Below are 22,700 nucleotides of genomic sequence, written 5' to 3'. Positions count from 1 at the left end.
AATGCCCCTCGAAAGGCCGCGAGGACGCCTCGCTCGGCGACGGAACTGCAACGCCCGTGCCAGAACCCATCGTCCCGTTGCGACCCACCCCTTCGAACCGACCATACTCAAGGCGGCTAAAGCGGATTGCGCTTAAGACGCCAGTAACCTCACCGAAACCTTAAAGGAACCGTTAGTCCAGGCGGCCAAACAGCGCATTGGCCGCGTCTCGGCCGGCTTTTTTCTTGGCCAGCTGGGCCTTGGTGCGTTCGATTTCGGCCTGCAGGGTCAGGATCCGCTGCTCCAATTCCGAGACGCCGTAGACCTCCAGGTCCTCGTGGGTCGTCTCGCCCAGGGCGCGTCCGCTGAAGGCGCGGGGTTCCGCAGGCTCCTCGAACATCGGCTTTTCTCCTTTTCCGTCGGATATCTGACGCCTACCTAGGCTCCAAGGCAAGCATCACGAGGAAAGCCGGCCATGAGCCAGACGATGACGGCCATCGAGATCGAGGGCGGCAAGGGACCCGCCGAGGCGCTGAGGGCGGTCGAGGTCCAGCGGCCCGAGCCAGGGCCGGGCCAGGCGCTCATCAAGGTCGCCGCCGCTGGCGTCAACCGTCCGGATCTGCTGCAGCGTCTGGGCTTCTATCCCCCGCCGCCGGGCGCGCCGACGACCCTGGGCCTGGAGGTGGCGGGCGAGGTCGTGGCCCTCGGCGAGGGCGGGGGACGCTGGCGGGTCGGCGACAAGGTCTGCGCCCTGCTGGGCGGGGGCGGCTATGCCGAATACGCCGTCGTCGACGCCCGCCACGCCCTGCCGATCCCGGGCGCGCTGGACCTGGTTCACGCCGCGGCCCTGCCCGAAACGGTGTTCACCGTCTTCGCCAATGTGTTCGAGCATGGCGCCCTCAAGGCCGGCGAGACCCTGGTGGTCCATGGTGGAACGTCCGGAATCGGAACAACGGCGATCGCCATGGCCAAGGCGGCCGGCGCCAAGGTCATCGCCACCGGGCGCGGTCCCGACAAGAAGGCCAAGGCGCTGGCGCTTGGCGCCGACATCGCCATCGACGCCAAGGCCGAGGACTTCGCCGAGGTCGTCAAGGCGGCCGGCGGCGCCGACGTGGTGCTGGACATGGTCGGGGCCAGCTATTTCGACCAGAACCTCGACGCCCTGAAGACGGGCGGCCGCATCGTCTACATCGCCAGCCTGGGCGGCGCGACGCTGGAGGTCCCGGTGATGAAGATCATGCAGAAGCGGGCGGTGATCACCGGCTCGACCCTGCGGCCCCGCTCGGCCGATGAAAAGGCCCGACTGGCCGCCGAGGTCGAGCGCGTGGTCTGGCCGTGGATCGCGGCGGGCAAGGTTCGTCCCCTGATCGACGCCACTTTCCCGCTGGTCGACGCGGCCAAGGCCCACGCGCACCTCGAGGCCGGGGAGCACGTGGGCAAGGTGGTGCTGGTGGCTTGAGGCTTCAGAGGGCGGCGATCGCCGCCCACACCGCCGGCTTGACGGTGTCGGTCGCCGTATAGAAGTGCAGCTCCGACACGTGGTTGGCGGCGGCCGCGGCGGCGTAGGCGTTGATCTCGGCCGGCTTGGCGAAGGCGATCTCGCCCGCCATGGGCTTGATCCGTTCCAACTTTCCGCCGGTCGCCTTCCAGAACTTGAGGGCCTGGGCGTAGTTGTCGGCCGGGTCGCCGTGGCCGACCACGCCGCCTTCGACCCGCCAATAGGCCTGGGGCAGCAGTACGGTGGCGTGCTGGAAGAATTCGGCCCAGGGCAGGTTCTTGTGCTGGGCCTTGCCCCGGTAGTGCGAGGTGACGCCATAGGGCTTGCCGGCTGCCGCGTTGGCGATGGTCTGGCTGAACTTCGCCGCCAGCGGCCCCAGGCCCGGGAGATCCCAGTCGTAGGGCTTGCCCTTCTCGCCTTCGGGATCGACGTAGTAGCCGTCCAGCCCCTTGCCGAAGAGCGCCACGGCCTTGGCCGCTTCCTTCATGGCCGCGTCTTCCTTGGCCGATGGCCAGCGCCAGCCATAGACCTTGATGTTCTTGGCGTGGAACGCGGTGATCGCCGCGTCCAGGTCGTTGTCGGTGCGGATCGCGACACCCGTCACCTTGGCGGCGGACGCCTCGGCCACGAAGTCGCTCAGCTTGTCGTAGTTCACGACCCAGAGAATCTTGTCGAAAGCCATTGAAACCCCCTTTCTGGTGGAATGCTCAGCCTATAACAACTCATAAGAGTATTCCATGAAAACACTCGGGGCCTTGGCGCGGTCGTCGGGTGGCGGACGGGGGCGCCGCCGTCGCCAGACGCGGAAATCTGAAGTCACTGACGGCTCAATGGAATTGGCGGGAATCCCGCGCTTCCCCGTTCCCTTTTTTCGAGAACCGCATTATAGCGATGACAATACCCCGCCCGGCCGAAAGGCCGGGCGCCGTCATTTCTGGAGGACCGCATGTCCGACATCCTGATGCCCAAGGCGACCGCCGTCTGGTTGGTGGACAACACCTCGCTCAGCTTCGAGCAGATCGCCGACTTCTGCGGCCTGCATCCGCTGGAAGTGCGCGGCATCGCCGATGGCGAGGTGGCGCGCGACATCCGGGGCGCCGATCCGATCGGCAACGGCCAGCTGACCCGCGAGGAGCTGGACCGCGCCCAGGCCAATCCCGACTATCGGATGAAGGCCCAGGTCAGCCGCCACGCCGAGCTCTTGAAGCCGGCCAAGAAGGCTCCGCGCTACACGCCCGTGTCGCGCCGTCAGGACCGTCCGGACGCCATCGCCTGGTTCCTGCGCCACCACCCCGAAGTGACCGACGCCCAGATCTCCAAGATCCTGGGCACGACCAAGGCCACGATCGAGCAGGTTCGCGCTCGCACGCACTGGAACGCGGCCAACATCAAGCCGGTCGATCCCGTGACCCTGGGCCTCGTCGGCCAGCTGGAGCTGGACGCCCTGGTCAAGAAGGCCGCCGAGAAGAAGGCCAAGGACGACGCCAAGCGCGGCATCGTGCCGGAAGACCCGACCCTGCGTCCCGCCTCGGAAGCCGGCCAGTTCGAGCCGGAGGTCGAGGAAGAGGAAGATTTCCGCGCGCCGCGCGGCGACATCAAGGCCGAGGACGTGTTCGGCAAGTCGACCGGCTATGTCGACGAGGAAGACGAAGAGTAGGATATCCGATCTCCCCGGCGCCCTGGGCGGCGGGGGCGAAACAACAAAGGCCCCGCTCCTTGCCGGAGCGGGGCCTCTCGTTTTTTCGGCTGCTTAGCAGCTAGTGCATTCGCGATCGAAGGCCTTCGATCTCTTCCTTCAGCCTAAGCTTCTGACGCTTCAGCTCTCTGAGCAGCGTCGCGTCGTAACCGGGTCGATTGGTCTCCTCCTGGATCTTGCGATCGAGGTTCTCGTGACGGGACCCAAGCTCGCGGATACGGGATTCGATGGCCATGGCTCTCGGCTCCTTGCTGTTGGAGACAAAAGTGAACACCCGCTGCGCGACGCTGTCAGATCACATATGATTGCAACGGGCTCCGCTTGACGCGGGCGCTTTTGCTCCCATGACGGACGAACATTCACCATGACCGACGTTTCGAAAACCGTTGATCGCCCAAGGGAACCGGCGCGGTTGACGGTCGGGATCACGGGCGCCTCGGGCGTGGTCTATGGCCTTCGCACGCTGGATGCGCTGCGCGAACTGGGCGTCGAGAGCCACCTCGTCCTGTCCAAATCGGCGGCGTTGACGCTCGCCCAGGAAGCAGATCTGACGGTCGCCGAGGTCAACGCCAAGGCTGACGTGGTCCACCGCGCCGCCGACGTGGGCGCCTCGATCGCCTCGGGTTCGTTCCGCACGCTCGGCATGATCGTCGCGCCGTGCTCGGTGCGGACGATGAGCGAAATCGCCACCGGCGTGACGTCCTCGCTGCTGACCCGCGCCGCCGACGTCACCCTGAAGGAACGGCGGACCCTGGTGTTGATGGTGCGCGAGACGCCGCTGCATCTGGGCCACCTGCGGACCCTGACCAAGCTGGCCGAGATGGGGGCGGTGATCGCGCCGCCGCTGCCGGCCTTCTACGCCAAGCCGGCCTCGATCGCCGAGATGGTCGACCAGTCGGTGGGCCGGGCGCTGGACCTGTTCGACCTCTCCTGGCGACCGGTGAAGCGCTGGGGCGAGGACCTGCCGACCCTGGCCGGCAAGGGCGATACTGGGGGCGAGGGTTAACGGCGATGCGGTTCTGGGACTGGGCCGTGGCGGCCTATGCGCGGCAACCTGTCGCGGCGGCGTGCCTGAACCTGCAGGACGGCCACGGCCAGAACGTGCCCTGGCTTCTCTGGGCGGCCTGGATGGCGGGGGAGGGGCGCTCCGCGCCGCTGAGCGAGGCCGCCCGCCTGATGCGCCAGTGGGACGCCGAGATCGGCGCGCCGCTGCGCGGCGTGCGCCGTGCGCTGAAGCCCGCGCGTCCCCCGATCGAAGACACGGCCAAGGACGCCTTTCGCGAGGCGGTGAAGGTCGTCGAACTCCACGGCGAACGCGTGCTGATGGAGGGGCTGGAGGTGTTGAGCGGTCCGCCGGGCGCGCCCTTGCCGATCCTGGAGGGCCTGATCGCCGCCGCCGAGGCCTCGGGCGACCCGCCCCGCCGCGCCGCCCTGGAGCGGCTGGCGACCGCCCTCGAGACCGCTGACGCCTGACCGCCTTTACCGGTCGTCAGCCTTTCCTATCTATCCTGCGACACGGGGCCCACCTGAGATGACGTCCATGAACGACGATGATCCGTCGGAAGACACCGACATCGCGATCGAACGTCGCCTCGCCGACCTGCGCGAGGAGCACAAGGATCTCGACGACGCCATCCAGGCCCTGGAAGAGCGCTATCAGCCCGACATGCTGCAGATCGCCCGCCTGAAGCGGAAGAAGCTGGCTTTGAAGGACGAGATCATCCGGCTGGAGGATCTCCTGACGCCGGACATTATAGCCTAGCGATACTGCAGCCTGATCACGCCGCCGCGCGGCGGGCCTCCATCGCGCGGACGGTCCGCAGCAGGCCGCCGGGCGTGATCGGCTTTTCCAGACGCGCGTCGGCGTGCTGATCGGTCTTCAGGAGACGCGCGTTGACGCCCGAGGCCATCAGGGTCAGGGCCTGGGGCCGACGCGCGCGGACGGCGGTGACGAGGTCGCCGCCGTTCATGCGCGGCATGACGTGATCGGTGATGACCAGATCCGGCGCGAAGGCGTCCAGGGCCTCGAAGGCCTCCTGACCGTCCCGGCACAGCAGGACCTCGAAACCGGCCTCGGTCAGGGTGATCTCGTAGATCATCGAGAGGACCGGATCATCCTCGGCGACCAGAATACGCTGCATTCGTCCCGCGCCCAGCTGTCTTCACCGTTTCTAAAGACCTGTTAACGCGCGGCGAGGATGCGAGTCGCCGTGCGATAAGGTCGCATAACCGGCGGTTGATAAGCAAAAAGGGTAAACGAAAGGAAGAAGTTTCGTTCAGGCGGACTTGCGCTTCTTCAGGAACATCGCCGCGTCGGCTTCGGTCAGGGCCACTTCCGGATCGGCGCCGGGCTCGATCTCGCGCACGCCCCAGGAGACGTGCAGCGGCGCCGACCATTCGCCGAACTGCACCGGCTGGTCACGAATGGCGTCGGCCAGGCTCTGGGCCTTGCTGACGGCGGTTTCCTTGTCGGCCTGGGCCAGCAGCACGGCGAACTCGTCGCCGCCCATGCGGCCCACCAGGTCGCTCTCGCGGACATTGGCCTGCAGGCGCTTGGCCACGGCCCTCAGGGCCTCGTCGCCGGCGGCGTGGCCGAAGCGGTCGTTGACGCTCTTGAAGTTGTCGAGGTCGAAGAACACCACGCTGGCCGGCGAGCCGTAGCGCTGGGCGAACGAGGCCACGCGCTTCATCTCGCGCAGGAAAGCCCGGCGGTTCAGCACCGGCGCCAGCACGTCCATGTCGGCCAGGTTCTGGGCTTCGTTGAGGCGCAGCTTGAGCATCGCGACCTCGCCGCGCAGGTCCTCGATCTCGGTCATCAAGGTCTTGAGCGCCTCGACGACCTTGGGCGTCATGTCGGCTTCGGACAGGCCCAAGAAGGCGGCGCTGTCGGGCGCGGCGACTTCGCGAGCGACGACCTGCGCCCCCGCGCGCGCCAGGGCCCGCTTGCGGATGGCGGCGAAAGGTTCGGTCCGGGCGCCGGTAATCTTCATGGGCCTTGCGAGAATCGATATTGCACAGCTGCCTTATGGTTAACGGGAACCGTGTTCGACGCAATCGGTCGCGCCCATAAGCCGCAGGCGCATAAGGCCGCGGCGCGACTTATGGGCGACTTTTGACGTTTTGGGCTTGCGCGAAGGGGGCGGACGCGCATACGGGGCGGCTTTCATTCGCCGTCCGAGGTCTGTCGAAAGGGGCGGGCCCCGGTTCGAAAAGCCAGGCGCGGCTTTCGCCTCACGCGCCCAAGGGACGACGCCGATGACCGCCGCCACCCCGCCTGTCGCCATCATCATGGGCAGCCGCTCGGACTGGCCGACCCTGAAGGGCGCCGCCGACGCGCTGGACGGCCTGGGCGTGGCTTGGGAGGCCAAGGTGGTTTCGGCCCACCGCACGCCCCAGCGCCTGTTCGACTTCGCCACCGGCGCGGAAAAGGCCGGCTACAAGGTGATCATCGCCGGGGCCGGCGGCGCGGCGCACCTGCCGGGCATGGCCGCCGCGATGACCAACCTGCCGGTGCTGGGCGTTCCGGTGCAATCCAAGGCGCTGAGCGGGCTGGATTCCCTGTTGTCGATCGTGCAGATGCCGGGCGGCGTCCCGGTGGCGACCCTGGCGATCGGCGAGGCCGGGGCCAAGAACGCCGGCCTGCTGGCCGCCCAGATCCTGGCCCTGTCGGACGCGGCGCTGGCCCAGCGCCTGGCCGCGTTCCGCGCCGCCCAGACCGACAGCGTCGCCGAGAGCGTCGAGGACTAAGAGACGATGCCTTCCTTCCCCCTCGTTCCCGGTTCGACCATCGGCATCCTCGGCGGGGGACAACTGGGACGGATGCTGGCCCTGGCCGCCGCGCGGCTGGGCTTCGACGTCGTTATCCAGGACCCGGAGGAGAACGCGCCCGCCGGCCGCGTCGCCGCCCGCCAGATCGTGGCGGCCTATGACGATCGCTGGGCGCTGAAACGCCTGGCCGAGGCCTGCGACGTCGTCACCTACGAGTTCGAGAACGTTCCTGCCGACACCGTGTCGGAGCTGACCACCCTGGGCGCGGTGGTCTCGCCCGGCGCCAAGGCCCTGGCCGCCGCCCAGGACCGCGTGGCCGAGAAGACCTTCCTGGCCGAAATTGGCGTGCCGACCGTGGCCTTCGCCCCGGTCCACGACAGCGAGAGCTTGGCGGAGGCCGTGGCTCGGATCGGCGCGCCGTCGCTGCTGAAGACGCGGCGCGAAGGCTATGACGGCAAGGGCCAGGCCTGGATCCAGAAGGCGACCGACGCCGAGGCCGCCTTCGACCGGATCGGCCGTCAGGCGGCGATTCTCGAGGCGCCCGCCGACTTCGGCCGCGAACTGTCGGTGATCGCCGCGCGCGGCCGCGATGGCGAGATCGCCTGCTATCCGGTCAGCGAGAACCACCACGAGGGCGGCGTCCTGCGCCGCACCGTCGCGCCGGCCAAGATCACCCCCGCCACCCGCGACCAGGCCGAGGCCATCGCCGCCAAGATCCTGACCGCGCTGGACTATGTGGGCGTCATCGGCGTGGAGCTGTTCGAGCTGGCGGGCGGCAAGCTGCTGGTCAACGAGTTCGCGCCCCGCGTCCACAACACCGGCCACTGGACCCAGGACGGCTGCGAGGTCGACCAGTTCGAGCAGCATATCCGGGCCGTCGCCGGCTGGCCGCTGGGGCCGACCGCGCCGCACCACCATGTCGAGATGACCAACCTGCTGGGCGCGGACGTCGACGCCTGGAAGAAGCTGGCCGCCGAACCCGAGACCCGCGTCCATCTCTACGGCAAGGGCGAGGCCCGCCCCGGCCGCAAGATGGGCCACGTGAACCGTCTGCGGCCGCTGCGGGACTGATCCAAGCCCAAACAAGGGCCTCCCCCGCCTCGCGGGGGAGGATCCGCCGCCCTACTTTCCCAGATACTTGTCGAACCAGCCGACGATCCGGTTGCTGAGATCGGTCTTGTGCTCGGCCTTGCGGATGCCGTGGCCCTCGTCGGCGTAGATGACCAGCGAGGTCGGGACGCCCATGGCCTTCAGGCCGTGCCAGAACTCCAGCGACTGGGCCGGCGGGCATTCGACGTCGCGCTCGCCGACATAGACGAAGGTCGGGGTCTTGGCGGCCTTGATCGCGCGGATCGGCGACAGCTGGTCGTAGATCGCCGGGTCGTTATAGGCGGTGTCGCCGAAGAACGGGACCATCCATTGGTCGATGCCGTTCTGGCCGTAATAGCTGATCCAGTTGGCGATGCCGGCGCCGGCCACGGCGGCCTTGAAGCGCTGGCTGTGGGTCACGGTCCACATGGTCATGTAGCCGCCGTAGCTGTGACCATAGACGCCCAGGCGCTTGTCGTCGATCGGGGCGATCTTCTCGACCGCGTCGACGCCGGCCAGGATGTCGCGCAGGTCGCCGCCGCCGAAGTCGCGGCGGTTCGAGGCCTTGAACGCCTCGCCCTGGCCGAAGCTGCCGCGCGGATTGGGCTGAAAGACGTAATAGCCGGCCTTCAGCAGGTCATAGACATAGCCGCTGGTCCCGAACCGGGCCGTCACCGCCGACGAGGGGCCGCCGTGGACATTGACCACCATCGGATAGGTCTTGCCCGGCTCGACCTTTGTCGGGGCCAGCAGCCAGCCCTGGACGTCGAAGCCGTCGTTCTTCCAGGTGACGCTCTTGCCCGAATAGATCGCCGCGGCGCCGTCGTTGTCGTGCGTGACCGGCTTCATCGCGTCCGGCGCGCCCAGGCGCACCTGGGCGGCCTGGGTGAACGATTCGACGACCGCCGCGGCCGTCTTGCCGCTCGGATCGAAGGCCACCCGGCCGTCTCCGGCGGCGTAGGAGACCTCGCCGCGCGCCAGAACCGTGACCTTGGCGCCGCCGGCCGGATCGATGCGGGCGATGGCGCTGTCGCCGCCCAGCACGGCCGAGGCCATCGGGCCCTTGGCGGTCCAGGCCAGGCTGGTGAAGGTGCCCTTGTAGCCCTGGGTGAGGTTGGTCGGGGTCCCGCCGGCCATCGGCACGGTCCAGACGTCGCCGCCGACCGCGCCGAAGTCGCTCATCAGCCCGCCGATGAAGGCCACGGTCTTGCCGTCGGGCGACACGCGCGGGGCGTTCAGCTGCATCTTGGGCGCGGCGATCACGCGGGCCTGGCCGTCTAGGCCGTAGGCGCGCAGGCTGGCGATCCACCAGTTGTTGTCCCCATCGCCCTCGGCCGCCGTGGCCACGAAGCCCTTGGCGTCGGGCGTCCAGTCGTACTCGTAGACGAAGACATTGTCGGGCGAGACGAACTTCAGCGGGCCGCCGGCGACGGGGACCACGGCGATGCGCTGCTCATCGGTCACCTCGGCCGCGCCGATCTCGCCGATCTGGCGGGCGCCGGCCTGGGTGGCGCCGGTCTCCTTGCGCGCGCCGGCGGTGGCCAGCAGGGCGATCGACTGGCCGTCGGGCGCCCAGCGCGGCTTGCCGGCCACGCCCTTCAGGCTGGCGGCCTCGCGAACCTTGTCGCCCTCGACGACGTACAGCGTGGCGGTCCCGCCGCCCGAGCCGATGAAGGCCAGCGCCTGGCCGTTCGCCGACCAGGCCGGGGCGGCGTAGCGGCAGGTCGGGCAGGGGTCGAAGGTTCCGACGATCTCGCCCTTGGCCGAGCGGACCACGACCTTGGCGTGATGCTCGCTGGCCGCGTCCCGCGTCTCCTGGCCCTCGACGGAGGCGAAGCGCTGGCCGCCCGGCGCCAGGGCCAGGCCCTCGTAGGTATGGATCGGCGCGGACGGCGCGGCTTGCAGCGCGGCGGCCGCCGTCAGGGAGAGCAGGAACGACATTCGATCAGCCTTCGAAAAACCGGTGCGCGATAAAGCGCGCGGCCGGCTTGGCGTGCAAGTGTGTCGGAAATATTTCGGCCGCCGGCGGGACGGCCGGCGCTCAGAGATCCTTCGAGAGGATCAGCTTCAGGACCAGCTTGTCGCTGGCCTGGGTCAGGCCCCAGCCGACCCCCGCTTCGATGTCCAGGTTCGCCGCCTTGTGGTCGACGACGGCGAAGACCTGATGGGATTGCTGGGCGCGCGGCGAGAAGCGCCGGATCTCGCCGAAGTCGCTATAGGTCTCGCCCGCTACCGTCCAGGTCTTGGACAGGTCGTAGGCCACGCGGGTGGCGGGCGCGAAGGTCATGTGCGAGACGCCGCGATAGTCGGTGTCGAGGATCGGATTGGCGATCACCGTCCAAGGGCCATGTCGCGCGCCGATGATCGGGCGGATCTCGCCGCCGGTGCGTTTTTCGGCCCAGTGCCGGCTGTTGACGCTGAACTCGAAATTGACCCCGTAGAACAGGTCGCGGCGGTCGGCGTCGGGCGCGGCGAACAGGGCGCGCAGCTTGAAGCCGTCCAGCCGCGCGCGGCCGTTGGACTGGAGCGTGTAGAGCGGCAGATAGAGCCCGGCCTCGAACCAGGGCGTCACGCCATAGGCGAACTCGGGCACGCCGTTCAGCGTGTGGTTCGGCGCGATCCCGCCCGGAAATCCGGGAGTCCGCGCGCCACGCGGCGTGTAGTTGTCGTGCAGGGTCAGGTTCACCACGCCGGGCGCGGCCAGACCGCCGTCATAGACCTGGATCTCGTCCGTCTGAGCCAGGGCGGACGAGGCGCTCAGCGTGGCCAGGGCCACGAAGGCCATCGACAGGCGCGGACCGATCGGGCGCGTTCGCGACATGGGGATCTCCTGGGCGGTCTTCGCGGGCCCGTCGAAGCTTTAGCGTCAAGTTCCCCCGCGCCGCCAGGGGGCGATCCGATTTTGCTGGCGAACGCGATATCGTCAGTAGGGCAGTTGATCCACCGGCCTTCCTGGCTGGGCCGCCGGAGGATTGGCCTGTTGCGTATCGTCCAGCTCGGAAGCCGCGCGCGCGAACTCGGCCGACAGGGTCTCGTAGAAGCCGTTGCGCGGGTCGGGGCTCATCTGGGGCGTCGGATCGGGCAGCAGCCATGGGAAGTCGCGCACGGCCAGGGCCTGGTGGGCGGTCATCATGAAGCGCCGCCAGATGCTGGCCGGAATATCGCCGCCGACCACCTTGTTCATCGGCTTTTCGTTGTCGTTGCCCACCCAGACGCCGGTGACATAGTCGGGCGTGAAGCCGATGAACCAGGCGTCGCGCCAGTTCTGGCTGGTGCCGGTCTTGCCCGCCGCGGGGCGGCCGAAGGCGGCGCGCTTGGCGGTGCCGTCCGACACCACCTTCTTCATCATCTTCACCATGATGCTGGCGTTGCCGATGTCGTAGACGCGGCGGTCGCTCTGCGGCGGTTGATGCTGGAAGATCGGCTGACCGCCCTGGGTGGCGATCGACTCGATGACATAGGGCTCGATCCGCACGCCGCCCTGCTGGAACACCTGGAAGCCCGAGGTCATCTGCAGCAGGTTGACCTCGTAGGAGCCCAGCGCCACCGATAGGTCGGGCGCGGGCGGCAGGCTGGTGACCCCGAACCGGCGCACCAGGTCGCCGATCGCCGCGCCGCCGGCCTCCTGGGCCAGCTTGACGGCGATGGTGTTGGTCGAGGTGATCAGGGCCTGTTCGACGGTCATCGGGCCGCGATAGCCGCCGCTGTAGTTCTCCGGCGACCAGTCGCCGAATTTCACCGGCTCGTCGACGCGGATATCGGTGGGCCTGACCCCCTTCTCGACGGCGGCGGCGTAGATGAACGGCTTGAAGCTGGAGCCCGGCTGGCGCTTGGCCTGGACGGCGCGGTTGAAGGGGCTTTCGCCGTAGTCGGTTCCGCCGACCATGGCGCGGATGGCCCCGTCGGCGGACAGCGACAGCAGGGCCGCCTGGGTCGCGCCCGAGCGGGTCGCTTCCGTGGCCATGGTCTGGCGCACGATCTCGGCGCCCTCGCGCTGCAGACGCGGGTCGATCGTCAGGCGGACGACCAGGTCGGGCGCGTTCTGGCCGGCGACCTTGACCGCTTCGGCGGTGGCGTAGTCCAGCACCCAGCCGAAGTCGCCCTCGTCCTGCAAGGCCAGGCCCGACAGGCGCGGAGTGTCGCGCAGCGCCTGATCTTCCTGCTCCGCGGTGATCCAGCCTTCCTTGCGCATATTGGCCAGGATCAGCCGCGAGCGGGCCAGGGCGCGCTCCATGTCGCGGGTCAGGGCCAGGCGGGTCGGGGCCTTGGGCAGACTGGCCAGCAGGGCCGCTTCGGCGATGGTCAGCTGGCTGGCGGGCTTGCCGAAATAGGTCTGGGCCGCGCCGTCGACGCCATAGGTGCCGGCCCCGAAATAGATGCGGTTCAGATAGAGCTCGAGGATCTCGTCCTTGGTCAGCACCTTCTCCAGCCGATAGGCCAGCAGCATCTCCTGCAGCTTGCGCTTGACCACGCGGTCGGGCGTCAGGAACAGGCCCTTGGCCAGCTGCTGGGTCAGGGTCGAGGCGCCCTGGCGGGTCTTGCCGCCGCGCCAGTTGACCCAGGCCGCCCGGCCGATGCCCTGCACGTCGATGGCCCCGTGCTGGTAGAAGCGGCGGTCCTCGGCGGCCAGGAAGGCCATCGGCACGTAGTTGGGCACCGAGCCCAGGGTGATGCGCTGGCCATAGCGCGGGCCGCGCGTGGCGATCACCTGGCCGTTGCGGTCCTCGAAGCGGATGCCGGGCGCGCGGTTCACGGCGAACAGCGCCTCGCGCGAGGGCAGCTGGGGCGTGTCCTTCAGATACTTGGTCCAGACATAGGCCGCGCCGCCGCCGACGGCGAGGACGGCGACCAGGACCAGCGCCGCCAGGGTTCCCAGCACCCAGCCCAACTTGCGCGCCTTCTTCCGCGAGGCGGTGTGCTGGAGATCGGCGCGGAACGGCTCATCGGGCGACGGACCCGATGGCGGGGTCGGCGGAGGGGGAGGCGGGGGCAGGCTGTCGGAAAGCTGGAAAGGGTCGCGGGGCGGGGGCTCTTGCGCCCAAGGATCATGCGGAGTCTCGGGCGCGCCGGATCGAGGCTCCCGCGCCGGCTCGCGCGGGTCCTGATCGTCGAACTTGTAGGGCGGCAGCGTCCAATCGTTCACGGTTTCAGGTCAGGCTCTATTTGGTCGCCGGGTAAATCGGGTTTAGGACGGCGGCATGACGCCACGCAAACCTTTCTGGGAGACGAAGACGCTCCTGCAAATGACCGTCTCCGAGTGGGAGAGCCTATGCGACGGCTGCGGTCTTTGCTGCCTGGTTCGCTTCGAAGACGAAGACACCGGCGAGATCATCCCCACGCGGGTGCACTGCCAGCTGTTCGACGAACACCTGTGCCGCTGCAAGGACTATCCGAACCGCAAGAAGACGGTGCCGGACTGCATCAAGCTCACGCCGCACAATATCGAGGATCTGGAGTGGATGCCGCGCTCCTGCGGCTATCGCCGGATCCATGAGGGCAAGACCCTGCCGGCCTGGCACCCGCTGGTCACTGGCGACCCGGACAGCACCCACAAGGCCGGCGTCTCGGTGCGCGATCAGACGGTGTCGGAGCTGTGCTTCGAAGACGCCGAGGACGCCCTGGACTTCACCGCGATGGACTTGATGCGCGATCGCGGGGACGATCTGTATGAGGCGGAGGACTGAGGAGGCCGGCTGGAGATCCTCCGCACTAAATCCAACCGTCATTCCCGCCCTGAAACCACTGGGGATATGCCGGTGCTGGCAAAACCGTTTGCTGGCGCGGAAAGCGGACATTCCGACCGGCTGTTCGGGGTGGCTAGCGGACTTTTGTCTTTCGCTTAGGCTGAACCGTTACCTGCTGGTCATTCGCGTTCCTCACCCGGATCTCTCCAGCGAAGCCGGCCGCCGACCCATTGGTGCCCGCTTGCATGTGTGAGCCGGAAAACGGAAGCACGAGCGCGATCCCGTCGCAACGAGGCGCGCCGAAGGTTAGGTGCAAATGTTCATGGCGAGGCCAGCGCGTCCGGATGCTCTGGTCCACTAGTCTCACAGCATCGACAGCGCGGTTTTCCTCGGTGAGCAACACCCGCCCCTGATCTTCAATCACCCCCACGCCACGGAAAAACAACTTATCGGCACACGTTGTGGTGCTCCAGCCGTGGCAGATGTCGCTCATTATCAGCACCGGCGTCGAGCCCGGTTTGCCGGCGCGTATCTCTGCGCACGCCCCATTCTGCTCGCGCTCAACTCGGATGGCTGTCTGAACAATCGGCGGCTCCAGCGGCTCCGCCGCCGCTTGGCTAACCGTCACAGTCAGGGCGATCAGAAGGGAGAGAGGAGGATGGAGCATGGCCTAGTTGTGATGCTCGGAATGGAGGTCCGCAACGGGTCGCGAACCGAAATCGACCCGCCGCCAGAAAGCCGACATTCAGATCGCGACGGAAACCCATTGTCGGTCCCGGTGGACGCCCGCCCTCGTGGGGGAGCCCTTGGTTCAGCTGACCCGTGAGAGGCCAGCGGACTGCATTAGCGGTCCGCCCCTCCCGCACCTGCGGTGGATAGAGGGGGCGCCACGAGGGCGGGAATGACGGCGCTAATGAGAGGGTGGCGTCCAGGGCCGCAGACACGAAAAAGGCCGGCCCGCGACGCGGAACCGGCCTCTCGTCGCCCTTACGGCGAGAAGGACTTTTAGGCCTTCTTGCCGGTGAAGCCGGCGAACTTGGCGTTGAAGCGCGAGACGCGGCCGCCGCGGTCCATCAGCTGGGCGTTGCCGCCGGTCCACGCCGGGTGCGTGCGCGGGTCGATGTCGAGCGCGAGGTTCGCGCCTTCCTTGCCGTAGGTCGAGCGGGTCTTGTAGCTCGAACCGTCGGTCAGGGTGACGGTGATGAAGTGGTAGTCGGGGTGAATGTCTTGTTTCATGGCGGCGATCCAGACCGACTAAGCCGGCGAGAGTGAATTGGGATGGGCGCCATCCGCGCACGCGCGGGGTGGCCCTCGAAGACGCGCGGCTATAAAGAACCCGCGCGATTTTGGCAAGGGACTGTTGATGACTGACGCGAGCAGCGGCGACCAAAAGGTCGAAGGCCGTCCCGGCGCGGGGGCCGAGCTGGTCCAGGGCATGGCCGAGGCCAAGGCGCGTCGGCCGCGCCGCAAGGACATCCGTCCGCTGGTCCACCTGCTGCCGTTCGTGGCCGCGCACAAGGGCGACGGCTTCGCGGCGGGCTTTTTCCTGCTGTTCTCGACGGGCGCGACCCTGGGCCTGACGGCGGCCTTCAAGGGGGTGATCGACCACGGCTTCGCCAAGGGTCATGTCGCGGCGATCAACAGTTCGTTCCTGGGCCTGGGCGCGGTGGCCCTGGTGCTGGCCATCGCCACGGCCTGCCGATTCTTCTTCATCACGCGCCTGGGCGAGCGGGTCGTGGCCGACCTGCGCCGGGCGCTCTATGGCCACACCCTGACCCTGGACCAGCAATACTTTCTGGAAACCCGCACGGGCGAGGTGCTGTCGCGCCTGACCACCGACGTCTCTTTGATCGAGCAACTGGTGGGCGCCTCGGCCTCGATCGCCCTGCGCAATATTCTCAGCCTGGTGGGCGGGCTCACCTATATGGCGGTGGTCTCGCCCAAGCTGGCTGGCTTCATCGTGCTGATGGTCCCGGTGATCCTGGCGCCGATGTTCCTGGTCGGCCGCCGCGTGCGCAAGCTGACCGTCAGCGCCCAGGACAAGTTCGCCGACGCGGTGGGCTATGCCGGCGAGAGCCTGGACGCCCTGGAGACCGTACAGGCCTTCGGTCGCGAGGCGACCTCGACCGCCCGCTTCGGCGCGGCCGTGGAGGCGGCCTACAAGGCCTCGGTGCGCCGCATCGCCACCCGCGCCAGCATGACGGCCATGGTCATCGTCCTGGCCTTCGGCGGCATCACCCTGTTGCTGTGGACCGGCGCGCGCCTGGTGCTGGATGGCGAGATGACCGGCGGCACCCTGGCCCAGTTCGCCATGCTGGCCGTGATGGCCGCCGGCTCGATCGGCGCCCTGGGCGAGGTCTGGGGCGATGTCCAGAAGGCCTCTGGCGCCATGGACCGCATCTCCGAGCTGCTGAACGCCCGCCCGGGCATCGCCGCGCCGGAGACGCCCAAGGCCTTGCCGGTTCCGGCCCAGGGCGCGATCGCCTTCGACAACGTCACCTTCGCCTATCCGGGCCGCCCGGACCTGCCGGCCCTGAACGGCTTCACCCTTTCGGTCAGGCCCGGCGAGACCGTCGCCCTGGTCGGCCCCTCGGGGGCGGGCAAGAGCACCGTGCTGCGGCTTCTCCTGAGGTTCTACGACCCGCAGGCCGGGGGGATCCGCCTGGACGGCGTCGATCTGCGCGACGCCGAGCCGGCCGAGGTCCGCGCCCGCATGGCCCTGGTCGCCCAGGACTCGCCGCTGTTCTCGGGCTCGGCCTTCGACAACATCCGCTTCGGCCGCGAGGACGCCTCGGACGCCGAGCTCAAGGCCGCCGCCGAGGCCGCCCAGGCCGCGGGCTTCCTGTCGGCCCTGCCCAAGGGCTTCGACACCCCCGTCGGCGAGCGGGCCAAGACCCTGTCGGGCGGCCAGCGCCAGCGCCTGGCCATCGCCCGGGCCCTGGTGCGCGAGGCGCCGATCCTGCTGCTCGACGAGGCCACCAGCGCCCTCGACGCCGAAAGCGAGCGCCTGGTCCAGCAGGCCCTGACCGCCGCCATGGAAGGCCGCACCACCCTGGTCATCGCCCACCGCCTGGCCACCGTGCTGAAGGCCGACCGCATCGTGGTCATGGAGGAGGGCCGCGTGGTCGAGCAAGGCACGCACGCCGAACTCTCCGCCAAGGGCGGGCTCTACGCCCGGCTGGCCAGCCTGCAGTTCGGGGTCGAGGCGGCTTAGGATGGCCGTAGCCCCTTCCCCCTTGCGGGGAAGGGGTTGGGGATGGGGGAGTGAGCGCCGCATCCGCCGGCTCCAGCGCCGACACCCCCACCCCTGCCCACTCCCCGCAAGGGGTAGGGGTGCTATCTACTTCCGCAAGTCCGCCGGCGTCGTCGGTTCGCTGATCACGTGCTCCATGGCCTTCCAGCGGGCGGCCTCGGACTTGCCGGCGCGGTAGACGTGGTCGCGGACCATGTCCTGGCCGATATTGTAGTTGATCACATAAGAGCGGTAGGTCTCGATGAACGATACCCGCTTCTCGGCCCCGCCGCGCGAATAGAGGCTGTATTTCATCAACAGCTGGACGGCCTGGTCCTTGGTCAGCTTGCCGGCCAGGTAGTCCGCCGCGATGGTGTTGCTGGCGCTGGCCAGGGCGGCCTTGGCGTCCTGCAGCTGGCCGTAGACCTCGGCGGTCTTCGGATCCAGGCCCGCCAGGGCGTAGAGCTTGTCGCGCTCGAACGCGGTCTTGGCCTGGCCGGGGAAGGCCAGCTCGATGCCGAAATTGGCCGAGCCCTCGGCGATGAAAGATTGCGGCGAAAACAGCGGGTAGACGCTGAACTCGACCCAGCCCTTTTCCTTGGTCAGCTTCTCTTCCAGCAGGCTGTTGAGCACGTGGTGGCCGGGATAGCCTTCGTGGCAGCCCAGATCCAAGGCGCGGCTGATATAGATCGGCAGGTCGGTGTTGATCTGGATCAGGCTGTGGGCGTCGCCCTTGTACCAGTTGTAGCCGCTCCAAGGTTTCTTGGTGACGAACTCCAGGTCGAAGCGCTCGCCGGCCGGCAGCTTGATGTGTTCCTCGGTCTTGGCCTTGCAGGCGGCGATGCCGGCCCGCATCACCGCCTCGACCTTGTCGGTCGGGATCACGTAGCGGTTCTGCAGGGCGTCGACCCGGGCGGCCAGGTCGCCCTTGCCCGGGACCAGCTTGTCGATCCGCGCCAGGATCGGGTCGTAGCTTTTCAGGGGCTTGAGCACCGGACGCACGCCGAACAGGCCCTCGGCCTCGTCCTGGAAGCTGAACTTGTCGCCGGCCAGCATGGCCAGGCGCGTCTGGGCGGCCTTCAATTGCCCCGCCAGGAACAGCTTGCGGCGGCGCAGATCGGGCGAGAGGTCCTTGTCGGCGACCTTCGCCAGCAGCTTTCGCAGGCGATCGGCCTCCTTGCGCAGCATGAAGACCGGGCGCGGAGCCGTCTTGGCCACGGTCAGATATTCGCGCGGACCGTAATAGGCGTCGACATAGCCGGGCTCGCGCTCGCCCGCCTCCAGGGTCAGTTTCACATAGTCGACGGCGATCCGGTCGAGGCTGGCCGAGGCGACGGCGGCCGGCGTCGGAGACGCCGGGGCGGCGAAGGCGGGCGCGCCCAGCAGCAGGACGACGGCGGCGGTCGCGAGAACGGCGTGACGGCGCTTCATGAGCTTCCCCTGAGATTCAGGCCGGCACGCTGCACCGTTCCGGCCGGTTTCCGCAAGGGGCGGGTCAGAGGCTGGCGATCTCCAGAGGCCAGCAGCGCCGCGACGCATGTGGTCAGTCCCCCGAAAGCCCGCCGATTGTCTCGCGAAGAACGCGGTTCGGTCAACCGCGCGCGGCGGCGGCCATGCCGGGGAAGTCGCTGAAGATCCCGTCGACCCCGGCGGCGTACAGCGCCTTGAACAGCGGGGTCACGTCGCCCTGGGTCGCCAGATAGGCCGGGTCCTTCGGGTCGCCCTTGCGCAGGGACGCGGGCAGGAAGAAGTTCTCGGCCCGCACGGTCCACGGGTGGACGACCAGGCCGGCGGCGTGGGCGTTCTTCACAAGGTCCGTGGCCGGCAGCAGCGTGTCGGCGTTCTGCGGGATGACCATGGTCTTTTCCGGGCCGAGGCCGTCGGCATAGACCGCGACCTCCTTCAGGCCCTGGGCGGTGACCAGGTCGGCGTATTTGACGTTCGGCAGGTCGGCCGGGCCGCCCTCGCCGGCGACCAGGAACACCAGGCGCGCGGGGGTCTTGGCCCGCAGGCGCTTCAGCGTGCCGACCTCGAAGCACTGGACGAAGACCGGCGCGGTCGCCGAGTTCAGGTCCAGGGCCTTCAGCTTGGCCACCAGGCGGTCCTCGGTGGGCAGGCCGATCGAGGCGAAATAGGTCGGGTGCTTCAGCTCGGGATAGGTGCCGATCACCCGGCCGGTGCGCTGGGTCCCGGCCTTGGCGATGGCGACCATCTCCTCGTAGGTCAGGATCTGGGCCTGGCCGTCGAAGGCCGCGCTGGCCGGACGCAGCTGCGGCAGCCGCTCGCGGCAGCGCAGGGTCTTCAGCTCGGCCAGGGTGAAATCCTCGGTGAACCAGCCGGTGATCCGCTGGCCGTCGATGACCTTGGTGGTCTTGCGGCTGGCGAATTCGGGATGGCTGGCGACGTTGGTCGTGCCGCCGATCTCGTTCTCGTGACGCACGACCAGGTGGCCGTCCTTGGTCGGCACCAGATCGGGCTCGATGAAGTCCGCGCCCTGGTCGATGGCGCGTTCGTAGCTGAGGGCCGTGTGCTCGGGCCGCTCGCCGCTGCAGCCGCGATGGCCGATGATCAGGGGCTTCTTGGCCTGGGCGCGGGCGAGGCCGGGCAGGAAGGTGCCGGCGAGGGCGGCGGTGGTCAGGGCGCGACGGGTGAGCAGGGTCATGGCGCGCGATTTAGCGCGCGGATGTGACGGTTTGGCTAGCCTGCCTAGCACCGTTTTAAACCGTCATCCCGCGCTTTATGCGCGGGACCCATGGTTCAGCTCTCACATGGAAGGGAGAATGATCTCCGCACTTGCGGCGGATAAATGGGTCCCGCGCACAAGGCGCGGGATGACGATGTATTTTGAGCGCGTTGAGCCGATCAAGCCGCCCGCAGCCGCTCCAGGATCTGCGGATAGAGGTCCTGGTTGCTAGCCAGGATCGACTTGCCGGCCACGACGTCGTGGTCGTTCTCGTCGATCGTGGTGACCTTGCCGCCCGACTCCTGGACCATCAGCACGCCGGCGGCGACGTCCCAGGGCTGGAGGTTGCGCTCCCAGTAGGCGTCGAAGCGGCCGGCCGCGACCCAGGCCAGGTCGAGCGACGCGGCGCCGAAGCGGCGCACGCCGGCGACCTTCTGGCTGACCTGATGCAGCTCCTTCAGGAACTGGCCGTGGCCGGGCTTGCCGGCGAACGGCACGCCCGTGGCCAGGACGCTCTCCTCGAGGTTCCGGCGGGCGGCGACGCGCAGGCGCTTTTCCGCGCCCAGGAACGCGCCCTTGCCCTTTTCGACCCAAAAGAGGTCGTTGGTGATCGGGTTGTAGGTGACGCCGGCCACCACGCCCTCGCCCTCGCGCTGCAGGGCGATGTTGACCGCGAAGTGCGGGATGGCGTGCATGAAGTTGGTGGTGCCGTCCAGCGGGTCGACGATCCAGGTGTGGGTCTTGTCGGTGCCCTCGACCATGCCGCGCTCCTCGCCGAGGAAGCCATAGCCCGGGCGGGCCTTGGTCAGGATCTCGAACAGGGTCTGTTCGGCCTTCAGGTCGGCGTTGGTGACGAAGTCGGCCGCGCCTTTCTTGGAGACCTGCAGTTCCGTGACCTCGCCGAAGTCGCGGGCCAGGCCGCGGGCGGCCTTCCGGGCCGCGTCGATCATGACGTTCAGGAGGGCGGAAGGCGTGGGCACGGTCGGCTATCCTCGAATGAAGCCGTCGACGCCCGCCGGAACGTCCGGCGGCGGAGCGGTAGGTCGACGGTGTGAAAGAACGGGCGCGGAACCTAGTCGTCCACAGGCGGGAAAGCAAGTTGGGCGGATTCGCGAGGCTTAACGCCGATTTTCGCCGACCCGTGTCACGCCGGCCGAAGGTGTCTCGTCCTGTCGTCGAAACCACTTCGGAGGCGAGAGGATGCGCTGGGTCGCGATAGCTTTGACGGTCTTGTTCCTGGGCAACGGTCTGGTGATGCTGACCGCGCCCTATCCCTGGTACCTGACCATTCCCGGGGTCATTCAGACCGGGGCGTTCAACGACCACTTCGTGCGCGACATCGGCGCGGCCTACCTGACCTGCGGCGTCGGGACGCTGCTGGGCGCGCTGGACCTTCGCCGTCACGCCGGGGCGGTGGTGGTCGCCGCGACCTTCCAGGCCGTCCACGCCGCCATTCATCTGATCACGCCCTTCTGCGGAAGCGGAACGCCGTGGCCGCTTTTGGCCCGCGACTTTCCGGGCGTCTTCCTGCCCACCCTGCTGAGCGTCTGGCTGGCGGTCGTCGCCTTCCGATCCCAGGAGGTCTGAGATGCTGAAGGCGATCATGAAGGCCGCGATCGATCGGTTCGAGAAGCGCTACGACTACGACGCGACCTATATTCGCGACCTTCTGGAGGCCAGTCCCAGGGCGCTGCGGGCCTTCCAAGGCGTGCTGACCCTGGCGGGGTTCGAGGAGGGCGCGCCTCCGGCGGCCCTGGCGGCGGCGCGGATCGTCGCGACCATGGCCGAGGACTGCGGGCCCTGCCTGCAGATCGCCGTGAAGCTGGGGGAGGAGGCTCGCGTGCCGGCCGAGACGCTGCGCGGCATCCTGGCCGGCGACCACGACCGGATGGGGCCGGACGCTAGCCTGGTCCACCGCTTCGCCAACGCCTCGCTGGCCCGCGACATGGCGACCACCGACCCGCTGCGCGACGCGGTGCTGGAGCGCTGGGGGCCCAAGGGGCTGGCCGCCATCGCGCTCGCCATGGCGGCCGCGCGGGTTTATCCCACGATCAAGTACGCCATGGGGCACGGCAAGACCTGCTCGCGCGTGCGGGTCGGCGGCGAGGCGGCGGTGGTGCGGGCATGACGCCAAGGTCTTTTGGGGCGGACGCGATCTTCGAGGCCCGCAGGCCGGCCATGACCGGCTTGGCCTACCGAATGCTGGGCTCGCGGGCCGAGGCCGAGGATGTGGTGCAGGACGCCTGGCTGCGCTGGCGCAAGGTCGATGCCGACACGGTCGAGTCGCCCGACGCATACTTAAATCGCGTCGTCACCCGCCTGGCCCTGGACCGGCTGAAGTCGGCCCGCGCCCGGCGCGAGGTCTATGTCGGCGAGTGGCTGCCCGAGCCGGTGGTCGAGCCCGATTTCGAGGCCGGCGGCGACGCCGATCTCTCGGTGGCTTTCCTGCTGGCCCTGGAGCGGCTGACCCCGCTGGAGCGGGCGGCCTTCCTGCTGCACGACGTCTTCGACACGCCCTTCGCCGAGATCGCCTCGGCCTTGGGACGCACCGAGACCGCTTGCCGCCAGCTGGCCGCCCGGGCCCGCGCGCACGTGCGCCGCGACCGCCCGCGCCATGCCCCCAGCGTCGACGAGGAGCGGAGGCTGACGACCGCCTTCCTCGACGCGGTGTTCAACGGCGACGAGGTCGCGCTGCGGGGGCTGCTGACCGAGGACGTCGTCCTGCACGCCGACGGCGGCGGCAAGGTCAACGCTACCCTCAACCCGGTGAAGGGCGCGGCCAGGGCCATCGCCCTGATCTTGGGAGTGCGCCGCAAGTGGCCGCCCCCGGCGGGGACGACCGCGCGGCTGGCGCGCGTCAACGGCCAGCCAGGCCTGGTGCTGGCCGCCGACGGCGTCGTCTTCCAGACCATGAGCCTGGAGATCGAGGACGGCCGGATCGCCGCGGTCTATACGATGCGCAATCCCGAGAAGCTCTCCGGCCTCGACGGGCTCTAGAGTCAAATATTGAGCGCGCGTTCGAGCGGCTTGACCGCTCACACTTAAACCCAGCGCGCCTTAGGCCACGCGGC

The 22,700-nt window shown here is 68.6% G+C and carries 25 protein-coding genes; 12 read left to right on the top strand and 13 right to left on the bottom strand.

Features of this window, described 5'->3' with window-relative positions:
* Nucleotides 1–172 precede the first annotated feature (172 nt).
* Complete coding sequence (locus OR37_RS04645) at nt 173–379, bottom strand: DUF1192 domain-containing protein (protein ID WP_004616368.1); 207 nt, start codon at nt 377–379, stop codon at nt 173–175.
* 75 nt (nt 380–454) lie between these two features.
* On the opposite strand from OR37_RS04645, the gene OR37_RS04640 reads away from it, so the two are divergent.
* Nucleotides 455–1,438, top strand: a complete 984-nt coding sequence (locus OR37_RS04640; RefSeq protein ID WP_004616367.1) for an NAD(P)H-quinone oxidoreductase — start codon at nt 455–457, stop codon at nt 1,436–1,438.
* Nucleotides 1,439–1,442: 4 nt separating this feature from the next.
* Here the strand turns inward: OR37_RS04640 and OR37_RS04635 are convergent, their stop codons facing one another.
* Nucleotides 1,443–2,159, bottom strand: a complete 717-nt coding sequence (locus OR37_RS04635; RefSeq protein WP_004616365.1) for a hypothetical protein — start codon at nt 2,157–2,159, stop codon at nt 1,443–1,445.
* Between the two features lie 264 nt (nt 2,160–2,423).
* On the opposite strand from OR37_RS04635, the gene OR37_RS04630 reads away from it, so the two are divergent.
* On the top strand, nt 2,424–3,134 hold the full coding sequence (locus tag OR37_RS04630; protein WP_004616362.1) for a DUF1013 domain-containing protein: 711 nt from the start codon (nt 2,424–2,426) through the stop codon (nt 3,132–3,134).
* Between the two features lie 100 nt (nt 3,135–3,234).
* Here the strand turns inward: OR37_RS04630 and OR37_RS04625 are convergent, their stop codons facing one another.
* Nucleotides 3,235–3,408, bottom strand: a complete 174-nt coding sequence (locus tag OR37_RS04625; protein ID WP_004616360.1) for a YdcH family protein — start codon at nt 3,406–3,408, stop codon at nt 3,235–3,237.
* Between the two features lie 129 nt (nt 3,409–3,537).
* On the opposite strand from OR37_RS04625, the gene OR37_RS04620 reads away from it, so the two are divergent.
* The 3 genes from OR37_RS04620 to OR37_RS04610 are packed head-to-tail and all read left to right on the top strand — an operon-like array spanning nt 3,538 to nt 4,935.
* The gene (locus OR37_RS04620; protein WP_004616358.1) at nt 3,538–4,179 is read left to right on the top strand and encodes a UbiX family flavin prenyltransferase; all 642 of its coding nucleotides are present in this window, start codon (nt 3,538–3,540) and stop codon (nt 4,177–4,179) included.
* A 5-nt stretch (nt 4,180–4,184) separates the two neighbouring features.
* The gene (locus OR37_RS04615; RefSeq protein WP_004616356.1) at nt 4,185–4,646 is read left to right on the top strand and encodes a TIGR02444 family protein; all 462 of its coding nucleotides are present in this window, start codon (nt 4,185–4,187) and stop codon (nt 4,644–4,646) included.
* Between the two features lie 58 nt (nt 4,647–4,704).
* On the top strand, nt 4,705–4,935 hold the full coding sequence (locus OR37_RS04610; protein WP_081612869.1) for a YdcH family protein: 231 nt from the start codon (nt 4,705–4,707) through the stop codon (nt 4,933–4,935).
* A gap of 16 nt (nt 4,936–4,951) precedes the next feature.
* On the opposite strand, the gene OR37_RS04605 is transcribed toward OR37_RS04610, so the two are convergent.
* Entirely contained in the window at nt 4,952–5,314 is a 363-nt protein-coding gene (locus OR37_RS04605) for a response regulator (protein WP_004616352.1), read from the bottom strand.
* Between the two features lie 135 nt (nt 5,315–5,449).
* Nucleotides 5,450–6,163 (bottom strand): GGDEF domain-containing protein, encoded by a 714-nt coding sequence (locus OR37_RS04600; protein ID WP_004616350.1) that lies wholly within the window; start codon nt 6,161–6,163, stop codon nt 5,450–5,452.
* A gap of 265 nt (nt 6,164–6,428) precedes the next feature.
* Here OR37_RS04600 and purE point away from each other — a divergent pair, with 265 nt between their 5' ends.
* Nucleotides 6,429–6,920 carry a 5-(carboxyamino)imidazole ribonucleotide mutase gene (gene purE / locus OR37_RS04595; protein ID WP_004616348.1) on the top strand — a complete coding sequence of 164 codons (492 nt, stop codon included), beginning with the start codon at nt 6,429–6,431 and terminating at the stop codon, nt 6,918–6,920.
* A 6-nt stretch (nt 6,921–6,926) separates the two neighbouring features.
* Entirely contained in the window at nt 6,927–8,012 is a 1,086-nt protein-coding gene (locus tag OR37_RS04590) for a 5-(carboxyamino)imidazole ribonucleotide synthase (RefSeq protein ID WP_004616346.1), read from the top strand.
* A gap of 51 nt (nt 8,013–8,063) precedes the next feature.
* Here OR37_RS04590 and OR37_RS04585 read toward each other — a convergent pair whose 3' ends face one another.
* From OR37_RS04585 to pbpC, 3 genes are all read right to left on the bottom strand, one after another.
* Entirely contained in the window at nt 8,064–9,971 is a 1,908-nt protein-coding gene (locus tag OR37_RS04585; protein WP_004616345.1) for a S9 family peptidase, read from the bottom strand.
* Nucleotides 9,972–10,071: 100 nt separating this feature from the next.
* Nucleotides 10,072–10,851, bottom strand: a complete 780-nt coding sequence (locus OR37_RS04580; RefSeq protein ID WP_004616343.1) for a hypothetical protein — start codon at nt 10,849–10,851, stop codon at nt 10,072–10,074.
* Between the two features lie 102 nt (nt 10,852–10,953).
* On the bottom strand, nt 10,954–13,173 hold the full coding sequence (gene pbpC / locus OR37_RS04575) for a multimodular transpeptidase-transglycosylase PbpC (RefSeq protein ID WP_004616341.1): 2,220 nt from the start codon (nt 13,171–13,173) through the stop codon (nt 10,954–10,956).
* 55 nt (nt 13,174–13,228) lie between these two features.
* Here pbpC and OR37_RS04570 point away from each other — a divergent pair, with 55 nt between their 5' ends.
* A complete protein-coding gene (locus tag OR37_RS04570; RefSeq protein WP_004616340.1) occupies nt 13,229–13,714 on the top strand; it encodes a YcgN family cysteine cluster protein in 486 nt (161 codons plus the stop codon).
* A 133-nt stretch (nt 13,715–13,847) separates the two neighbouring features.
* On the opposite strand, the gene OR37_RS04565 is transcribed toward OR37_RS04570, so the two are convergent.
* Together OR37_RS04565 and rpmE are read right to left on the bottom strand one after the other, a co-directional pair.
* Nucleotides 13,848–14,381, bottom strand: a complete 534-nt coding sequence (locus tag OR37_RS04565) for a hypothetical protein (RefSeq protein ID WP_035016954.1) — start codon at nt 14,379–14,381, stop codon at nt 13,848–13,850.
* A 338-nt stretch (nt 14,382–14,719) separates the two neighbouring features.
* Entirely contained in the window at nt 14,720–14,950 is a 231-nt protein-coding gene (gene rpmE / locus OR37_RS04560; protein ID WP_004616338.1) for a 50S ribosomal protein L31, read from the bottom strand.
* Nucleotides 14,951–15,074: 124 nt separating this feature from the next.
* On the opposite strand from rpmE, the gene OR37_RS04555 reads away from it, so the two are divergent.
* Entirely contained in the window at nt 15,075–16,928 is a 1,854-nt protein-coding gene (locus tag OR37_RS04555) for an ABC transporter transmembrane domain-containing protein (RefSeq protein WP_165570572.1), read from the top strand.
* Nucleotides 16,929–17,054: 126 nt separating this feature from the next.
* Here the strand turns inward: OR37_RS04555 and OR37_RS04550 are convergent, their stop codons facing one another.
* From OR37_RS04550 to OR37_RS04540, 3 genes are all read right to left on the bottom strand, one after another.
* Entirely contained in the window at nt 17,055–18,377 is a 1,323-nt protein-coding gene (locus tag OR37_RS04550; RefSeq protein ID WP_004616330.1) for a hypothetical protein, read from the bottom strand.
* Nucleotides 18,378–18,537: 160 nt separating this feature from the next.
* A complete protein-coding gene (locus OR37_RS04545) occupies nt 18,538–19,608 on the bottom strand; it encodes a glycerophosphodiester phosphodiesterase (RefSeq protein WP_004616328.1) in 1,071 nt (356 codons plus the stop codon).
* 200 nt (nt 19,609–19,808) lie between these two features.
* Nucleotides 19,809–20,609 carry an inositol monophosphatase family protein gene (locus OR37_RS04540; protein WP_004616326.1) on the bottom strand — a complete coding sequence of 267 codons (801 nt, stop codon included), beginning with the start codon at nt 20,607–20,609 and terminating at the stop codon, nt 19,809–19,811.
* 220 nt (nt 20,610–20,829) lie between these two features.
* On the opposite strand from OR37_RS04540, the gene OR37_RS04535 reads away from it, so the two are divergent.
* The 3 genes from OR37_RS04535 to OR37_RS04525 are packed head-to-tail and all read left to right on the top strand — an operon-like array spanning nt 20,830 to nt 22,626.
* On the top strand, nt 20,830–21,216 hold the full coding sequence (locus OR37_RS04535) for a hypothetical protein (protein WP_004616324.1): 387 nt from the start codon (nt 20,830–20,832) through the stop codon (nt 21,214–21,216).
* A gap of 1 nt (nt 21,217) precedes the next feature.
* Nucleotides 21,218–21,757: a hypothetical protein gene (locus OR37_RS04530; RefSeq protein ID WP_004616322.1), complete on the top strand. Its 540-nt coding sequence runs from the start codon at nt 21,218–21,220 to the stop codon at nt 21,755–21,757.
* Nucleotides 21,754–22,626, top strand: coding sequence for a sigma-70 family RNA polymerase sigma factor (locus OR37_RS04525; protein WP_035016953.1), 873 nt, complete (start codon nt 21,754–21,756; stop codon nt 22,624–22,626). Before OR37_RS04530 ends, OR37_RS04525 begins: the two co-directional genes overlap by 4 nt.
* The last annotated feature ends 74 nt before the right edge of the window (nt 22,627–22,700 follow it).

Source organism: Caulobacter vibrioides OR37 (assembly GCF_000372645.1).
In the GTDB taxonomy this organism is placed as follows: Bacteria; Pseudomonadota; Alphaproteobacteria; order Caulobacterales; family Caulobacteraceae; genus Caulobacter; species Caulobacter vibrioides_E.
This window is presented reverse-complemented; position numbering and strand designations above follow the sequence as displayed.

Coding starts and splice junctions, on each gene's coding strand:
- OR37_RS04645 (WP_004616368.1), bottom strand. CDS start 379: ATGTTCGAGGAGCCTGCGGAACCCCGCGCCTTCAGCGGACGCGCCCTG.
- OR37_RS04640 (WP_004616367.1), top strand. CDS start 455: ATGAGCCAGACGATGACGGCCATCGAGATCGAGGGCGGCAAGGGACCC.
- OR37_RS04635 (WP_004616365.1), bottom strand. CDS start 2,159: ATGGCTTTCGACAAGATTCTCTGGGTCGTGAACTACGACAAGCTGAGC.
- OR37_RS04630 (WP_004616362.1), top strand. CDS start 2,424: ATGTCCGACATCCTGATGCCCAAGGCGACCGCCGTCTGGTTGGTGGAC.
- OR37_RS04625 (WP_004616360.1), bottom strand. CDS start 3,408: ATGGCCATCGAATCCCGTATCCGCGAGCTTGGGTCCCGTCACGAGAAC.
- OR37_RS04620 (WP_004616358.1), top strand. CDS start 3,538: ATGACCGACGTTTCGAAAACCGTTGATCGCCCAAGGGAACCGGCGCGG.
- OR37_RS04615 (WP_004616356.1), top strand. CDS start 4,185: ATGCGGTTCTGGGACTGGGCCGTGGCGGCCTATGCGCGGCAACCTGTC.
- OR37_RS04610 (WP_081612869.1), top strand. CDS start 4,705: ATGACGTCCATGAACGACGATGATCCGTCGGAAGACACCGACATCGCG.
- OR37_RS04605 (WP_004616352.1), bottom strand. CDS start 5,314: ATGCAGCGTATTCTGGTCGCCGAGGATGATCCGGTCCTCTCGATGATC.
- OR37_RS04600 (WP_004616350.1), bottom strand. CDS start 6,163: ATGAAGATTACCGGCGCCCGGACCGAACCTTTCGCCGCCATCCGCAAG.
- purE (WP_004616348.1), top strand. CDS start 6,429: ATGACCGCCGCCACCCCGCCTGTCGCCATCATCATGGGCAGCCGCTCG.
- OR37_RS04590 (WP_004616346.1), top strand. CDS start 6,927: ATGCCTTCCTTCCCCCTCGTTCCCGGTTCGACCATCGGCATCCTCGGC.
- OR37_RS04585 (WP_004616345.1), bottom strand. CDS start 9,971: ATGTCGTTCCTGCTCTCCCTGACGGCGGCCGCCGCGCTGCAAGCCGCG.
- OR37_RS04580 (WP_004616343.1), bottom strand. CDS start 10,851: ATGTCGCGAACGCGCCCGATCGGTCCGCGCCTGTCGATGGCCTTCGTG.
- OR37_RS04570 (WP_004616340.1), top strand. CDS start 13,229: ATGACGCCACGCAAACCTTTCTGGGAGACGAAGACGCTCCTGCAAATG.
- OR37_RS04565 (WP_035016954.1), bottom strand. CDS start 14,381: ATGCTCCATCCTCCTCTCTCCCTTCTGATCGCCCTGACTGTGACGGTT.
- rpmE (WP_004616338.1), bottom strand. CDS start 14,950: ATGAAACAAGACATTCACCCCGACTACCACTTCATCACCGTCACCCTG.
- OR37_RS04550 (WP_004616330.1), bottom strand. CDS start 18,377: ATGAAGCGCCGTCACGCCGTTCTCGCGACCGCCGCCGTCGTCCTGCTG.
- OR37_RS04545 (WP_004616328.1), bottom strand. CDS start 19,608: ATGACCCTGCTCACCCGTCGCGCCCTGACCACCGCCGCCCTCGCCGGC.
- OR37_RS04535 (WP_004616324.1), top strand. CDS start 20,830: ATGCGCTGGGTCGCGATAGCTTTGACGGTCTTGTTCCTGGGCAACGGT.
- OR37_RS04530 (WP_004616322.1), top strand. CDS start 21,218: ATGCTGAAGGCGATCATGAAGGCCGCGATCGATCGGTTCGAGAAGCGC.
- OR37_RS04525 (WP_035016953.1), top strand. CDS start 21,754: ATGACGCCAAGGTCTTTTGGGGCGGACGCGATCTTCGAGGCCCGCAGG.